Genomic DNA, 14,956 nt, shown 5'->3' on the forward strand with positions numbered 1-14,956 from the left:
GGGGTCGCGGAAGAACCACAGCATGCCCGCGGCGAGCGCGGTGGCGGGCACGGCCGCCGCGGCCCAGCGCCCGGACTTGCGCGCCCGGGTGAGGCTGAGCGCCGCGGTGGCGACGGTCGGCAGAAGCCACGGCGATGCTCCGCGCGCGAGGCGTACGCCAAGGAGGCTGTCGCGAGGTGCAGAGGTTTGGCTGTGGGGCATGGATGACCTTCGTAGCGGGTGATTGCCGCGCCGCAAACGGGGGGACGGGACGGCGGCTTTACTGGAATGCTATCGGTTGCGCGCAACAACTGGGCAAGCCAGAAGCCGAGTCGATGACCGCCGGCCAGTGACTGGCAGTGACTCTTCCGCGGTGGATCGCTGGGCGATCCACCGCAAAAGGGACTTTCAGCCCTGGAGTCGGTACTCCTCGAGCAGGCGTCGCCCGATGATCATTTTCTGGATCTCGGCGGTACCTTCACCGATCAGCAGCATGGGGGCCTCCCGGTAGAGACGCTCGATCTCGTACTCCTTCGAGAAGCCGTACCCGCCGTGGATGCGGAAGGCGTCCTCCACGACCTCCTTGCAGTATTCCGAGGCGAGGTACTTCGCCATCCCCGCTTCGAGGTCGTTTCGTTCCCCTGAGTCCTTTTTGCGTGCTGCATTGACCATCATCGCATGGGCGGCTTCGACCTTGGTAGCCATCTCGGCCAGCTTGAACTGGATGGCCTGGTGTTCCGCGATCGCCTTGCCGAAAGTGTGACGTTGTTGGGCATAGGAGACGCCCAGCTCGAACGCACGCTGAGCGACGCCGCAGCCACGGGCCGCCACGTTGACGCGGCCGACCTCGACCCCGTCCATCATTTGGTAAAACCCTCGGCCGGTCTGACCGCCGAGGACACGATTGGCCGGAATGCGCAGTCCGTCCATGATGAGCTCGGTCGTGTCGACGCCCTTGTAGCCCATTTTGTCGATCTTGCCCGGGATGGTCAGGCCCGGACGGACCTCTCCGAAGCCCGGCTCCTTCTCCACGAGGAAGGTCGTCATCGACTTGTGGGGGGCCGTGCCCTCGGGGTGTCCTTCGTCACTTCGGACGAGGACGGCCACCAGCGTCGAGCTGCCGCCGTTCGTCAGCCACATCTTCTGGCCGTTCAGGACGTACTCGTCGCCGTCCTTCACCGCCTTGGAGGTGATGGCCGACACATCGGAGCCCAGGCCCGGCTCCGACATGGAGAACGCGCCGCGGACCTCGCCCAGCGCCATCCGGGGCAGGAAGTGGTCCTTCTGCTCCTGCGTGCCGTGCTGCTTGAGCATGTACGCCACGATGAAGTGCGTGTTGATGATGCCCGAGACGGACATCCACCCCCGCGCTATCTCCTCGACGCACAGCGCGTACGTGAGGAGGGACTCGCCCAGACCGCCGTACTCCTCGGGGATCATCAGGCCGAAGAGGCCGAGTTCCTTGAGGCCGTCGACGATCTGCTGCGGGTACTCGTCACGGTGCTCCAGCTCGGTCGCGACCGGGATGATCTCCTTGTCCACGAACTCGCGGACGGTCTTCAGGATCTCCCGCTGGACGTCGGTCAGGCCGGCGGTCTGGGCGAGTCGGGCCATGGCTACTTCCCCTGTTCCTTCAGCTGGGGCCGGCCGGGCTGCTCGCCGCCGCGCTCCTTGATGTACGTCTCGGTCGGGACCATCACCTTGCGCCGGAAGACGCAGACGAGGGTGCCGTCCTGCTTGTAGCCCTTGGTCTCCACGTACACGATGCCCCGGTCGTTCTTCGACTTCGACGGGGTCTTGTCGAGGACCGTGGTCTCGCCGTAGATCGTGTCGCCGTGGAAGGTCGGCGCCACGTGCCGCAGGGACTCGATCTCCAGGTTGGCGATGGCCTTCCCGGAGACGTCCGGCACGGACATGCCGAGCAGCAGCGAGTAGATGTAGTTGCCCACGACGACGTTCTTGCCGAAGTCGGTCGTGTTCTCGGCGTAGTTGCTGTCCATGTGCAGCGGGTGGTGGTTCATGGTCAGCAGACAGAAGAGGTGGTCGTCGTACTCCGTGACCGTCTTCCCGGGCCAGTGCTTGTAGACCGCCCCGACCTCGAATTCCTCGTAGGTGCGTCCGAACTGCATCGCGTCCAGGGCCTTTCTAGTTTTCGGGGATCTCGAACTTGGTGGTGCGCTCCATGCCGGCGGCGCGTCCCTTGCCCGCGATGACCAGGGCCATCTTGCGGCTGGCCTCGTCGATCATCTCGTCGCCGAGCATCGCGGAGCCCTTCTTGCCGCCCGCCTCGGAGGTGCACCAGTCGTAGGCGTCGAGGATCAGCTCGGCGTGGTCGTAGTCCTCCTGGGAGGGGGAGAAGACCTCGTTGGCCGCGTCGACCTGGCCCGGGTGCAGGACCCACTTGCCGTCGAAGCCCAGGGCCGCCGCCCGGCCGGCCACCTCGCGGTACGCGTCCACGTCGCGGATCTGGAGGAAGGGGCCGTCGATGGCCTGGAGGTTGTGCGTACGGGCGGCCATCAGGATCCGCATGAGGATGTAGTGGTAGGCGTCCGCCGGGTAGCCGGGCGGCTGCATGCCCACGACCAGGGACTTCATGTTGATCGAGGCCATGAAGTCGGCGGGGCCGAAGATGATCGTCTCCAGCCGGGGCGAGGCGGCGGCGATCTCGTCGACGTTGACCAGGCCCTTGGCGTTCTCGATCTGCGCCTCGATGCCGATCTTGCCGACCTCGAAGCCCATGGTCTTCTCGATCTGGGTCAGCAGGAGGTCGAGGGCGATGACCTGCTGGGCGTCCTGGACCTTCGGCAGCATGATGCAGTCGAGGTTCTGACCGGCGCCCTCGACGACGGTGATCACGTCGCGGTACGTCCAGTGGGTGGTCCAGTCGTTCACGCGCACGACCCGGGTCTTGCCCGTCCAGTCGCCGTTGTTCAGCGCGTCCACGATGGTGTGGCGGGCGCCTTCCTTGGCGAGCGGCGCGCAGGCGTCCTCCAGGTCGAGGAAGACCTGGTCGGCCGGCAGGCCCTGGGCCTTCTCCAGGAAGCGCGGGTTCGAACCCGGTACCGCGAGGCAGGAGCGACGCGGGCGAAGGCGGTTCACCGGGTGGACTGGCGTGGTCATGCGGGGACCTCCGTGCTTGCAGCGATGTCGATCGGGTCGAGCTTGTTGGCCTTGCGGATCTCGTCGACGATACGGCCGATGATCTCCGTGATGCCGAAGTCCTTCGGGGTGAACACGGCGGCCACCCCCGCCGCCTTGAGGGTGACGGCGTCGGCGTTCGGAATGATGCCCCCGACGATGACCGGGATGTCACCCGCCCCCGCCGTGCGCAGGCGTTCCAGCACGTCGGGGACGAGGGCGCTGTGCGAGCCCGACAGGATGGACAGTCCCACGCAGTGGACGTCCTCGGCCAGCGCCGCCGAGGAGATCTCCTCGGGTGTCAGCCGGATGCCCTGGTAGACCACCTCGAAGCCGGCGTCGCGGGCCCGGACGGCGATCTGCTCGGCGCCGTTGGAGTGCCCGTCCAGGCCGGGCTTGCCGACCAGCAGGCGCAGGCGTCCGGAGCCCAGCTCGTCGGCGGTGCGGGCGACCTTCTCGCGGACCAGGGCGAGCGGGGTGCCCTCCTCGGCGGTGACGGCCACCGGGGCCGAGGAGACCCCGGTCGGCGCGCGGAACTCGCCGAAGACCTCGCGCAGCGCGCTCGCCCACTCGCCGGTGGTGACGCCGGCCCGGGCGCACTCCAGGGTGGCCTCCATCAGGTTCTCGGTCCCGGCGGCGGCCTCCTTCAGCCGGTCCAGGGCCTGCCCGACGGTCGGGAAGACGAACGGGTCGCCGTTGCCCTGCCGGTCCGAGGACTCCTGCCGCTCGGCGCGCCAGCGGCCGATGCGCTCGACGGTGAGGGCCTCCACGGCCGCGTCCACGGTCATGATCGCGCCGTCCAGGTCGGCGGTGAGCGGGTTCTCCTCGGTCTGCTGGAAGCAGTTCACTCCGACGATCTTGTCCTCGCCGGCCTCGATCCGGGCGCGGCGCTCGGCGTGCGAGGAGACCAGTCGGGACTTCAGGTAGCCGGACTCGACGGCGGCCATGGCGCCGCCCATCTCCTGGATCCGGTCGATCTCGGCCAGGCAGTCGGCGACGAGGGAGTCGACCTTGGCTTCGATGACGTGGGAGCCGGCGAAGATGTCCTCGTACTCCAGCAGGTCGCTCTCGTGGGCCAGGACCTGCTGGATGCGCAGCGACCACTGCTGGTCCCAGGGGCGGGGCAGGCCCAGTGCCTCGTTCCAGGCCGGCAGCTGCACGGCGCGGGCGCGGGCGTCCTTGGAGAGGGTGACGGCCAGCATCTCCAGGACGATGCGCTGCACGTTGTTCTCGGGCTGGGCCTCGGTCAGGCCGAGGGAGTTGACCTGGACGCCGTAGCGGAACCGGCGCTGCTTGGCGTTCTCGATGCCGTAGCGCTCCAGGGTGACCTTGTCCCAGATGCGGCCGAAGGCGCGCATCTTGCACATCTCCTCGATGAAGCGGACGCCCGCGTTCACGAAGAAGGAGATGCGGGCGACGACCTCGCCGAACCGCTCCTCGGGCACCTGGCCCGAGTCGCGGACGGAGTCGAGGACGGCGATCGCGGTGGACATCGCGTACGAGATCTCCTGGACGGGGGTGGCCCCCGCCTCCTGGAGGTGGTACGAGCAGATGTTGATCGGGTTCCACTTCGGGATGTGGTTGACCGTGTACGCGATCATGTCCGTCGTCAGGCGGAGCGAGGGTCCCGGCGGGAAGACGTGCGTCCCGCGCGAGAGGTACTCCTTGACGATGTCGTTCTGGGTGGTGCCCTGGAGCAGGGCGATGTCCGCGCCCTGCTCCTCGGCGGCCACCTGGTAGAGCGCCAGCAGCCACATGGCGGTGGCGTTGATCGTCATCGAGGTGTTCATCTGTTCCAGGGGGATGTCCTGGAACAGCCGGCGCATGTCGCCCAGGTGCGAGACCGGGACCCCGACCCGGCCGACCTCGCCGCGGGCGAGGATGTGGTCGGGGTCGTAGCCCGTCTGCGTCGGGAGGTCGAACGCGACGGACAGGCCGGTCTGGCCCTTGGCGAGGTTGCGGCGGTACAGCTCGTTGGACGCCTCGGCCGTGGAGTGGCCGGCGTACGTCCGCATGAGCCACGGACGGTCTTTCTGGCGCTCTGTCATCTCAGGCGATCCTTATGGCCTTTGAGCCGACTCAGATGTTCCGGAAGCGGTTGATCGCGTCGAGGTGCGTGGCGCGCAGCTCGTGGTCGCGCACGCCCAGGCCCTCTTCCGGGGCGAGCGCGAGGACGCCGACCTTGCCCTGGTGGAGGTTGCGGTGGACGTCGTAGGCGGCCTGGCCGGTCTCCTCCAGGGAGTAGACCTTGGAGAGGGTGGGGTGGATCTTGCCCTTGGCGATCAGGCGGTTGGCCTCCCAGGCCTCGCGGTAGTTCGCGAAGTGGGAGCCGATGATGCGCTTGAGGGACATCCACAGGTAGCGGTTGTCGTACTCGTGCATGTAGCCCGAGGTCGAGGCGCAGGTGGTGATGGTGCCGCCCTTGCGGGTGACGTAGACGCTGGCGCCGAAGGTCTCGCGGCCGGGGTGCTCGAAGACGATGTCGATGTCCTCGCCGCCGGTCAGCTCGCGGATGCGCTTGCCGAAGCGCTTCCACTCCTTCGGGTCCTGGGTGTGCTCGTCCTTCCAGAAGCGGTAGCCCTCGGCGTTGCGGTCGATGACCGACGTCGCGCCCATGGCCCGGCAGATGTCGGCCTTCTCGGGGGAGGAGACCACGCAGATCGGGTTGGCGCCGCCGGCCAGCGCGAACTGGGTGGCGTAGGAGCCGAGGCCGCCGCTGGCGCCCCAGATGAGGACGTTGTCGCCCTGCTTCATGCCGGCGCCGTTGCGGGAGACCAGCTGGCGGTAGGCGGTGGAGTTGACCAGGCCGGGGGAGGCGGCCTCCTCCCAGCTCAGGTGGGCGGGCTTGGGCATCAGCTGGTTGGACTTGACGAGGGCGATCTCGGCGAGGCCGCCGAAGTTGGTCTCGAAGCCCCAGATGCGCTGCTCGGGGTCGAGCATCGTGTCGTTGTGGCCGTCCGAGGACTCCAGCTCGACCGACAGGCAGTGCGCGACGACCTCGTCGCCGGGGTTCCAGGCGTTGACGCCGGGGCCGGTGCGCAGCACGACGCCCGCGAGGTCGGAGCCGATGACGTGGTAGGGGAGGTCGTGGCGCTTGGTGAGCTCCGAGAGGCGCCCGTAGCGCTCCAGGAAGCTGAAGGTGGACACCGGCTCGAAGATCGAGGTCCACACGGAGTTGTAGTTGACGGAGGAGGCCATGACGGCCACCAGTGCCTCGCCGGGGCCCAGTTCGGGGACGGGGACCTGGTCGAGGTGCAGGGACTTGCGGGGGTCCTTCTCGCGGGTGGTGAGCCCGGCGAACATCTCCACCTCGTCCTTGTGCACGGTGATCGCGCGGTAGGAGTCGGGGAGCGGCAGGGCCGCGAAGTCGGCGGCGGTGGCGGACTGCGACTGAATCGCGTCCAGGATGTCCTTCACGGTATTGCCTCCGGCTGAGCGCTGATGAGGGTGCGCCGAATGGATACGCGGTGCGTGCGTGGGAGCGTGTGGGTGGTGCTGCGAGGTGCTGCGAAGTGCCGTCGGTCCGGCGGTGCGGTGGTGCGGGCACACCCGTGGTGAGGTGTGCGGGAGCCTGGTGACGCAGGCATCCGGGGCGCGTTCCGTGCCGAGTGGGCGTGGGTCGCGGGGACGTCCGGACGAGATTCAACGTATGGCACCCCGTGTCACTCGACAAGGCACCGGGTGCCAAAACTTTCTCTCATTTGCCGATTGACCTGCGCAGATGAGCGATAATCGATCAGAGTTACCCGCGAGTAGGGGTAATTTGGACAAACAAGAGGGCCGCCCCCGATACGGGGGCGGCCCGGTGTGACGCGTGTGACGTCGAGCGTCTACCGCTTGTTCTTGAGCGCCTCTTCGATCGTGCGCATGACCTCGTCCAGCGGAGCGTCCGTACGCGCCACCGCGACGAGCACCTCGCCCTCGGTCCGCACCGCCGCCGGCTCCGGCGTCGGCGCCGGCGCGCCCTGCGTACGGCCCGCTCCGATGCCCGATCCGAAGGTCTTGCGGACGATGGAGAAGGCGTGGTCCAGCTGCGCCTCCACGTCCCCCTGGCCGCCCGCGCGCAGCCAGCGCCGCAGCACGTGGTTGTGGGCGGTCACCACCGCGGAGGCGGCCACCTCCGCCAGCAGCGGGTCGTCGTTGCCGTCGTGGTGCTCGGTCTCGTCGAAGTGGGCCAGCAGGTAGCGGGTGAACAGCCGCTCGTACCGGGCCACCGAGGCGATCTCCCGCTCGCGCAGCGCCGGCACCTCGCGGGTCAGCCGGTAGCGCTCCACGGACACCGCCGGGGAGGCGGCGTACATCTTCATGACCTCCTTGATCCCCCGGCACACCGTGTCGAGCGGGTGCTCGTGCGCCGGCGCCACGTCCAGGACGGCCTCGGCGCGGGTCAGGGTGTCGTCGTGGTCCGGGAAGATCGCCTCTTCCTTGGACCGGAAGTGCCGGAAGAAGGTCCTGCGCGCCACCCCGGCCGTCGCCGCGATCTCGTCGACCGTCGTGGCCTCGTACCCCTTGGTCGCGAACAGCTCCATGGCCGCGGCGGCGAGCTCACGGCGCATCTTGAGCCGCTGAGCGGCCGCCCGCGTGCCGGCGGCGCTCTCCGGGACGTCGGAGGGCGCGGAGGCGCGGGGCGAGGTCTTGGCGGGCTGGGACATAGAGCGAAAGTACTTCATTCGCGCAGGGGAGCGCGCCTGAGGGGGGTGGGACGGGGGTGGATGCGGGGGAGAGCCCGCACTGGGCTCGGAAGGGTTCGTCCGCCGTGAGGGTCCGGCGGACCCGAGCAGCCCTCCCCACGCATCCTGCTCGGGGCCCGCCTGGTTACCGGCGGGCGTACTCACGGAATCCGCGGCCGGTCTTCCGGCCCAGGCATCCCGCCGCCACCAGGTGCTCCAGCAGCGGGGAGGGCGCCAGGCCCGGGTCGCGGAACTCCTGGTGGAGGACCTTCTCGATGGCCAGCGACACGTCCAGGCCGACCACGTCGAGGAGCTCGAAGGGGCCCATCGGGTAGCCGCCGCCCAGCTTCATCGCGGCGTCGATGTCGTCGAGGGTCGCGTAGTGCTGCTCGACCATCTTGATCGCGTTGTTGAGGTACGGGAACAGCAGCGCGTTCACGATGAAGCCGGCCCGGTCCCCGCAGTCCACCGGGTGCTTGCGCACCTTCAGGCAGACCTCGCGGACGGTGGCGTGCACGTCGTCCGCCGTCAGGACCGTGCGGACCACCTCGACCAGCTTCATCGCCGGCGCCGGGTTGAAGAAGTGCATCCCGATCACGTCCTGCGGACGCGACGTCGCCCGCGCGACGGCGATCACCGGCAGCGAGGAGGTCGTGGTGGCCAGCACCGCGCCCGGCCGACAGACCTTGTCCAGGTTCGCGAACAGCTCCTGCTTGACCGCCAGGTCCTCGGCGACGGCCTCCACCGCGAGGTCCACCTCCGAGAAGGCCTCCAGCGAACCCGCCGGTGTGATCCGCCCCAGCGTCAGCTCCGCGGCCTCCGCGGTCAGCCGGCCCTTGGACACCGCACGGCCCAAGGACTTGCCGATCGCGGCCTTCGCGGCCTCCGCCTTCTCCTGGCCGCGCGCGGCCAGCACCACGTCGTAGCCGGCCTGCGCGAAGACCTGGGCGATCCCGCTCGCCATCGTCCCCGAGCCGGCCACGCCGACCGAGGAGACCGGCCGGCCGGTCCCCAGCAGGGACCCGTCGGGCGGCGTCTGGAGGTCGCGGACCGCCACGGAGCTGCCCGGAGCCTCGTACGTGTAGAAGCCCCGGCCGGACTTCTGCCCGGTCAGGCCCGCCTCGGCGAGGTGCCCCAGGATGGGGGCCGGGGCGTGCAGCCGGTCCCCGGAGGAGGCGTACATGGCCTCCAGCACCGTACGGGCGGTGTCCACGCCGATCAGGTCGAGCAGCGCCAACGGGCCCATCGGCAGCCCGCAGCCGAGCCGCATCGCGGCGTCGATGTCCTCGCGGGAGGCGTACTTGGCCTCGTACATCGCGGCGGCCTGGTTGAGGTAGCCGAACAGCAGGCCGTCCGCGACGAAACCGGGCCGGTCGCCCACCGCGACGGGCTGCTTGCCCAGCTCCGAGGCCAGGGCCGTGACCGCCTCGACGGCGGGCGGCGCGGTGAGCACGCAGGAGACGATCTCGACCAGCTTCATCGCCGGCGCCGGGTTGAAGAAGTGCAGGCCCAGCACCCGCTCGGGGCGCAGCGACTCGGCGGCCAGCCGGGTCACCGACAGGGCGTTGGTGCCCGTCGCCAGGATCGTGTCCGGCCGGACGATCGCGTCGAGCTCGCGGAAGACCCGCTGCTTGAGCTCGTACTCCTCCGGCACCACCTCGATGACCAGGTCCGCGTCGGCGGCGGCCGCGAGGTCGGTGAAGGTGCGGAAACGGGCGAGGACGGCCTCGCGCTCCTGCTCGGTGAGCCGCTCCTTGGCCACGGAGCGGGCGGTCGAGGCGGCGAGCGCGGCGCCGGCGCGCCGGGCGGCGGCCTCGCTCACGTCGATGCCGATGACCTCGCGGCCGGCGCGGGCGAGCACCTCGGCGATGCCGGAGCCCATCGTGCCGAGACCGACGACGGCGATGGTGGCGAGGGCGGGACGGGCGGAAGCGGACTGACCGGACGTGGACTGACCGGACGTGGACGGAAGGTCCATCGCGGACTCCAGTGGAAGAGGGTGACGACTTCTGTGGTCCGGCGCGCGGCGCACGTGCGCGGCCGGTGGGAGCGCGCGCGGCCGCGGGTACGCCGCCGGGGGCGCGCGGGCGCGGTCCCGTGTGCGGCGCGAACGCGGAAGAGGAACGCGGTGCGCGTGAACCCGAGGACGCGGCCCGAGGGAGACGGCCGCGCGAAGACCCCGAGGGGAAGGGGAACGGCGGACCCCGTCCCGGGGCCGCGCCGCGTGGAAACACGGTGCGAGGCGCCGCAGCGAGCTCCGCGAACGGAGACCCGTACGGGCCGCAGTACCTGCGGTACCGAACCGACTGGCACGGGGCGGCTGCGTCACCAGGCCTGCCCCGTACGTGTTGAAGGGAGAGTAACTCGTCGGTAACTGCTTGGCCAGAGCAGGGGAGATACCGCCGGATGTGACGTACGCCGCCCCCGCCCGCCCTAGGGCCTGACGTCAAACTCCTGCCTGCCCCGCGACGCCCGGCACGCGCTCTCGCCGCACCGGGCGAAAGACCGAGTACGACCGGTACACGTGCTTCCGCCCGGCACGCCGAGAGCACGCACCGGACGCCGCGGGGCCGCCCTCCGGGCGACGACAGGAGTTTGACGACAGGCCCTAGGGTGGGCGCGTGAACGACGTCTTGGAGCGCCTACGACTGGAAGCGGACGGGTCCCCGGAGTACGGGAGGCTGCTCGCGGCGGACCCCGACGCGCTCGCCGCGTCCCTCTCCTCGGCCGGGCGCCCCCTGTGGTCCCGCGAACTGGCCGCCTACCGGCTGGGGCTGGCGGGGGACCGCCGGGCCTTCGAACCCCTGGTGCTGCTCCTCAACCACCGGGACCCGGAGCGCTGCGAGGCCGCCGCCCAGGCCCTCGCCGTCCTCGGCGACCCGCGCACGGCCCGGGCCGCCGCCGCGCTGGCCACCAACACCCTGCGCACCGCCTACGCCCTGCACCCGGTGCGGTTGTTGGCCGCGCTGCGGGCGCCGGAGTCGGTCCCGGCCCTGGTCGCCACCCTGGACCGGCTGCTCGCGCCGCACGACCCGTACTGGCGGGTGGCGCTGGCCTGCGTGGAGGGGCTCGGCGCCCTCGGCGACGCACGGGCCCGCGGGGTCCTGGTGCGGGCGCAGTCGCACCCCCGGCTGGCGGTGGCGGCCACCGCCGGCCTCGGCCGACTGGCGGCCGGCCACCCCGACGCCTGATACCCGGCGACCGGGTTCGACGGTCGGGGTTCGACGGCCCGGGGGAGGGGCGGGCGGGCGGCGGCTCAGGCGCGGGTCGGCTCCGGGACGATCGCGAAGGCGTCGATCTCCACGAGGAGTTCCGGCCGGACCAGGGCGGCGACCTGCACCGCGGAGGAGGCCGGCACGCGGTCCGCCGCGATCACCTCGGCGCGGGCCGCCCGTACCGCCGGGAGGTGTGCGACGTCCGTGACGAAGTACGTCAGCTTCACCACGTCGTCGAACGTGGCACCCGCCGCCGCCAGGCACCGGCGCAGGTTCTCGAAGACCTGACGGGCCTGGGCGGCGGGATCGCCCTCGCCGACCAGCTCGCCCGCCTCGTCGAAGGAACACTGCCCCGAGATCGCCACGAAGCGGCCCGTGCCCCACACCACGTGGCTGTAGCCGGCGCCGCCGCTGACGCCCTCGGGGGCCGCGACCCGGGTGAGGTGACCGCCCTCGGCGGAGCCGGACGGGTTCGGGGTCGCGGCCGGGGAGCCGGACGCGGATATCGATGTCGTCATGCGGACGATCTTGTCAGAGGCGGGCCGGAAGCGATCAGCCGCGGAAGCCCAGCAGCCCGTGCAGGGCCGCCCCGCCCGCCGACGCGGGCACCGCGCGGGTCGCGGTGGTCGGCTTCGGCGCGCTCTGCGCGGGGCAGGTGGCATCGCTCGCGGCGCCCGTGCGCAGGTAGGCGGCGAGCTTGTCGTCGAGGCACTTGTTGCCGCTCAGCGCGATCCCGTGGTTGCCGCCGCCCTGCTCCACCACCAGGTGCGAGCCCGCCAGCTTCTCGCGCATGCTCACCGCGCCCTCGTACGGCGTCGCGGCGTCCTCGGTCGCCTGGAACAGCAGGGCCGGCGGAAGGGCGTCGTTGGTCACGTCCGGGGCCTGGAGCTGCTCACCGGGCCAGAACGCGCAGGGCGCGTTGTACCAGGCGTTGTTCCAGGTCATGAAGGGCGCCTTGGCGTGCGTGCTCCACATGTCGGCCCGCCACCGGTTCCAGTCCCGGGGCCAGGCCGAGTCACGGCACTGCACCGCCGTGTAGACGCTGTAGCTGTTGCCGGCCGAGGGCTCCACCGCGCCGAACCGCTCGTACGCGGCCACCAGGGGCTTGACGTCGCCCTCGCGCGCGTACGCGGCGAAGGCCTCGGCGAGCGCGGGCCAGTAGCCGTTGAAGTAGCCGCCCGGCATGTAGGTGTCCTCCAGCTCGGCCGGACCCACCTTGCCGCCCGCCGCCTGCTGCCGCAGGCTCTCGCGCATCCCGTACCAGCGGGCCTCGACGCGGGCCGGGTCGTCGCCGAGGCGGTAGGTGGCGTCGTGCTCGGCCACCCAGGCCAGGAACGCCTTGTGGCGGGCGTCGAAGGCCACGTCCTGGGCGAGGTTGTCCTGGTACCAGACGCCGGCCGGGTCCACCACGGAGTCCAGCACGAGGCGGTGCACCCGGTCCGGGTGCAGCTTCGCGTACACCGCGCCCAGGTAGGTCCCGTAGGAGTAGCCGAAGTAGCTCAGTCGGGGCGCCCCGAGCGCGACGCGCAGCACCTCCAGGTCACGGGCGGCGGAGACGGTGCCGATGTGCGGGAGCACGTCCGCGTGCCGGGCCTGGCAGGACTCGGCGAAGGCGCGGACCCGGTCGAGGTTGGCGCGCTCCACGGCCGGGTCCAGGGGGACGGAGTCCGGTCGTACGGGCTTGAAGTGGTTGCCGCCGCAGTCCAGGGCGGGCTCGCTGCGGCCCACGCCCCGGGGGTCGAAGCCGATGACGTCGTACTGGGCGGCCACGTCCTTGGGCAGGGCGGAGGCCACGAAGCCGGCCAGCGCCCGACCGCTGCCGCCCGGCCCGCCGGGGTTGACCAGCAGCGGCCCCTGGGACCGGGCGGCGGTGTGCGGGACGCGGGTCAGGGCCAGGGAGATCTGCCGTCCGGCGGGGGCGTCGTGGTCGAGGGGGACCTTGAGGGAGGCGCACTGGAGCGTCGGGTGCCGGGGGGTCGCGCAGCCGGTCCAGGTCAGCGCGGCGACGGCGGACCGGTCCACGGGCGCGGGCGCGGCCGGCGCGGCGGTGACGGGGCCCGCGAGGGCGGCGACGACGGTGGACACGGACAGCATGACGGCGGCGCGCTTCTTCAGGGGGTGGAGCATGGGGCCTCCCAGCCGAGGGTTCTGGCCGGAATCGTCCCGGAAACCGTGCCCCCGAAACGGGATCGGCCCGCGGATTGGCCCGATGTGATGACCCGTCGGCCGGCGACCGGAGGCACCTCGCCCCGCACGCCCCCGGCCGCCGGGGGCGTGCGGGGCGGGGTGAGGGTCGAGGGAGTGGCGCCGCCCGCCGGGGGGTTCCGCCCGGGAGGGGGCGCCGGAGTTCGAGGGGGCGGGTGGGCGGGAGGGGGTGGATTTGGGTCGTACGGCCGGAGGTGGTTGGCTTGCCGCGACGAGCGAACACGACTGCTGGAGGAACAGGTATGGCGCAGGTCGAGGCCACCACGGAGCGCATCATCGGGGCCGACGCGGAGACCGTCTTCGACGCGCTGGCCGACTACACCGGCACCCGCCACAAGCTGCTCCCCGAGCACTTCAGCGAGTACGAGGTGCGCGAGGGCGGCGACGGCGAGGGCACCCTCGTCCACTGGAAGCTCCAGGCCACCAGCAAGCGCGTCCGCGACTGCCTGCTGGAGGTCAGCGAGCCCACCGACGGGCAGCTCGTGGAGAAGGACCGCAACTCCTCCATGGTCACCACCTGGACCGTGACCCCCGCCGGCGAGGGCAAGTCGAAGGCCGTCGTCAGCACCGTCTGGAACGGCGCCGGCGGCATCGGCGGCTTCTTCGAGCGCACCTTCGCCCCCAAGGGCCTCGGCCGCATCTACGACTCGGTCCTCGCCAAGCTGGCGGAGGAAGTCGAGGCCTGATCAAGGCCCTTGTCCCGGGGCCGCCCCGCGGCGCGCCCCGGGCGGCTCACCGGTTCGGGTGGATTTCCCCGGCCCCGGCGCCCGGCCCGGGCCCGGCCCGACGCCCGGCCCGGGGCGCCCCGCCGCGCGCCCCGACGCGGCGCGCGGCCGGCCGGCGTGGCCCCCGGGCCGGCGCGGCCGCGGAGGGCTAGGGTGGGGGACTCCGCGACCCGACCCACCGGGGGGCCCGATGAAGATCCTCGTCTCGGCCGACATGGAAGGCGCCACCGGCGTCACCTGGCCCCAGGACGTGCTGCCCGGCACCCCCCAGTGGGAGCGCTGCCGGGGCATGTTCACCTCCGACGTGAACGCCGCCGTCCTCGGGTTCTACGACGGGGGCGCCGACCAGGTCGTCATCAACGAGGCCCACTGGACGATGCGCAACCTGCTGCTGGAGCGGCTCGACGCCCGCGCCGAGATGCTCACCGGCCGCCACAAGTCGCTCTCCATGGTCGAGGGCGTCCAGCACGGCGACGTCGACGGGGTCGCCTTCGTCGGCTACCACACCGGCGCCGGCACGGAGGGCGTCCTCGCCCACACCTACCTCGCCAACTCCATCACCGGCGTCTGGCTGAACGGCCGGCGCGCGAGCGAGGGACTGCTCAACGCCGCCGTGGCCGCCGAGTACGGGGTCCCCGTCATCCTCGTCACCGGCGACGACCTCACCTGCCACGACGCCGCCGACTACGCCCCCGACGCCCGTACCGTCGCCGTCAAGGACCACGTCTCGCGCTACGCGGCCGTCTGCCGCACCCCCGCCCGCACCGCCGCCGACATCCGGGCCGCCGCCACCGAGGCCACGAAGCTCGCCGTCCGCCACGAACCCGTCCGCGGCGGCCCCTTCACGGTGGAGGTCGAATTCGACGCCGAACACCTGGCGATGGCCGCCACCGTCGTTCCCGGCGTCGCACGGTGCGGCGAACGCAGGATCGCGTACACCAGCCCGACCATGTACGAGGGGATCCGGACCTTCAAGGCGGTCACGACGGTCGTCTCCTCGGCGGTGGAGGAGCAGTATGGATGA

Annotated in this window: 12 protein-coding genes and 1 pseudogene; 3 read left to right on the forward strand and 10 right to left on the reverse strand. The window is 71.3% G+C overall.

Going from position 1 to position 14,956, the window contains the following annotated elements:
* The 8 genes and pseudogenes from AB0D01_RS10700 to AB0D01_RS10735 form a co-directional block, all read right to left on the reverse strand.
* Positions 1–201: pseudogene (locus AB0D01_RS10700) on the reverse strand (phosphatidylserine decarboxylase family protein); the annotation flags it as partial.
* A 186-nt stretch (positions 202–387) separates the two neighbouring features.
* Positions 388–1,593 (reverse strand): acyl-CoA dehydrogenase family protein, encoded by a 1,206-nt coding sequence (locus AB0D01_RS10705; protein ID WP_030868030.1) that lies wholly within the window; start codon positions 1,591–1,593, stop codon positions 388–390.
* A gap of 2 nt (positions 1,594–1,595) precedes the next feature.
* Positions 1,596–2,108, reverse strand: a complete 513-nt coding sequence (locus AB0D01_RS10710; RefSeq protein ID WP_030155134.1) for a MaoC family dehydratase — start codon at positions 2,106–2,108, stop codon at positions 1,596–1,598.
* Positions 2,109–2,124: 16 nt separating this feature from the next.
* Positions 2,125–3,099 (reverse strand): CoA ester lyase, encoded by a 975-nt coding sequence (locus AB0D01_RS10715; protein ID WP_363054755.1) that lies wholly within the window; start codon positions 3,097–3,099, stop codon positions 2,125–2,127.
* Positions 3,096–5,165 (reverse strand): protein meaA, encoded by a 2,070-nt coding sequence (locus AB0D01_RS10720; protein WP_363054756.1) that lies wholly within the window; start codon positions 5,163–5,165, stop codon positions 3,096–3,098. Before AB0D01_RS10720 ends, AB0D01_RS10715 begins: the two co-directional genes overlap by 4 nt.
* A gap of 31 nt (positions 5,166–5,196) precedes the next feature.
* Positions 5,197–6,534, reverse strand: coding sequence for a crotonyl-CoA carboxylase/reductase (ccrA, locus tag AB0D01_RS10725; protein ID WP_363054757.1), 1,338 nt, complete (start codon positions 6,532–6,534; stop codon positions 5,197–5,199).
* A 413-nt stretch (positions 6,535–6,947) separates the two neighbouring features.
* Positions 6,948–7,769 carry a TetR family transcriptional regulator gene (locus AB0D01_RS10730; RefSeq protein WP_363054758.1) on the reverse strand — a complete coding sequence of 274 codons (822 nt, stop codon included), beginning with the start codon at positions 7,767–7,769 and terminating at the stop codon, positions 6,948–6,950.
* Between the two features lie 163 nt (positions 7,770–7,932).
* Positions 7,933–9,765 carry a 3-hydroxybutyryl-CoA dehydrogenase gene (locus AB0D01_RS10735; RefSeq protein ID WP_363054759.1) on the reverse strand — a complete coding sequence of 611 codons (1,833 nt, stop codon included), beginning with the start codon at positions 9,763–9,765 and terminating at the stop codon, positions 7,933–7,935.
* 643 nt (positions 9,766–10,408) lie between these two features.
* Between AB0D01_RS10735 and AB0D01_RS10740 the strand changes: the two genes are divergently transcribed.
* Positions 10,409–10,978 carry an adenylosuccinate lyase gene (locus AB0D01_RS10740; protein ID WP_363054760.1) on the forward strand — a complete coding sequence of 190 codons (570 nt, stop codon included), beginning with the start codon at positions 10,409–10,411 and terminating at the stop codon, positions 10,976–10,978.
* 65 nt (positions 10,979–11,043) lie between these two features.
* On the opposite strand, the gene AB0D01_RS10745 is transcribed toward AB0D01_RS10740, so the two are convergent.
* Together AB0D01_RS10745 and AB0D01_RS10750 are read right to left on the reverse strand one after the other, a co-directional pair.
* Positions 11,044–11,520 (reverse strand): RidA family protein, encoded by a 477-nt coding sequence (locus AB0D01_RS10745; RefSeq protein WP_363054761.1) that lies wholly within the window; start codon positions 11,518–11,520, stop codon positions 11,044–11,046.
* Between the two features lie 34 nt (positions 11,521–11,554).
* Positions 11,555–13,129 (reverse strand): alpha/beta hydrolase, encoded by a 1,575-nt coding sequence (locus tag AB0D01_RS10750; protein ID WP_363054762.1) that lies wholly within the window; start codon positions 13,127–13,129, stop codon positions 11,555–11,557.
* Positions 13,130–13,449: 320 nt separating this feature from the next.
* Between AB0D01_RS10750 and AB0D01_RS10755 the strand changes: the two genes are divergently transcribed.
* Together AB0D01_RS10755 and AB0D01_RS10760 are read left to right on the forward strand one after the other, a co-directional pair.
* A complete protein-coding gene (locus AB0D01_RS10755) occupies positions 13,450–13,893 on the forward strand; it encodes an SRPBCC family protein (protein ID WP_363054763.1) in 444 nt (147 codons plus the stop codon).
* 229 nt (positions 13,894–14,122) lie between these two features.
* On the forward strand, positions 14,123–14,956 hold the full coding sequence (locus AB0D01_RS10760; RefSeq protein ID WP_363054764.1) for a M55 family metallopeptidase: 834 nt from the start codon (positions 14,123–14,125) through the stop codon (positions 14,954–14,956).

It is taken from the genome of Streptomyces sp. NPDC048606, from assembly GCF_040650855.1.
Classification (GTDB): domain Bacteria; phylum Actinomycetota; class Actinomycetes; order Streptomycetales; family Streptomycetaceae; genus Streptomyces.

Excerpts from the sequence above, each read along its gene's own strand:
- AB0D01_RS10705 (WP_030868030.1), bottom strand. The coding sequence starts at position 1,593 with ATGGCCCGACTCGCCCAGACCGCCGGCCTGACCGACGTCCAGCGGGAG.
- AB0D01_RS10710 (WP_030155134.1), bottom strand. The coding sequence starts at position 2,108 with ATGCAGTTCGGACGCACCTACGAGGAATTCGAGGTCGGGGCGGTCTAC.
- AB0D01_RS10715 (WP_363054755.1), bottom strand. The coding sequence starts at position 3,099 with ATGACCACGCCAGTCCACCCGGTGAACCGCCTTCGCCCGCGTCGCTCC.
- AB0D01_RS10720 (WP_363054756.1), bottom strand. The coding sequence starts at position 5,165 with ATGACAGAGCGCCAGAAAGACCGTCCGTGGCTCATGCGGACGTACGCC.
- AB0D01_RS10730 (WP_363054758.1), bottom strand. The coding sequence starts at position 7,769 with ATGTCCCAGCCCGCCAAGACCTCGCCCCGCGCCTCCGCGCCCTCCGAC.
- AB0D01_RS10735 (WP_363054759.1), bottom strand. The coding sequence starts at position 9,765 with ATGGACCTTCCGTCCACGTCCGGTCAGTCCACGTCCGGTCAGTCCGCT.
- AB0D01_RS10745 (WP_363054761.1), bottom strand. The coding sequence starts at position 11,520 with ATGACGACATCGATATCCGCGTCCGGCTCCCCGGCCGCGACCCCGAAC.
- AB0D01_RS10750 (WP_363054762.1), bottom strand. The coding sequence starts at position 13,129 with ATGCTCCACCCCCTGAAGAAGCGCGCCGCCGTCATGCTGTCCGTGTCC.
- AB0D01_RS10755 (WP_363054763.1), top strand. The coding sequence starts at position 13,450 with ATGGCGCAGGTCGAGGCCACCACGGAGCGCATCATCGGGGCCGACGCG.
- AB0D01_RS10760 (WP_363054764.1), top strand. The coding sequence starts at position 14,123 with ATGAAGATCCTCGTCTCGGCCGACATGGAAGGCGCCACCGGCGTCACC.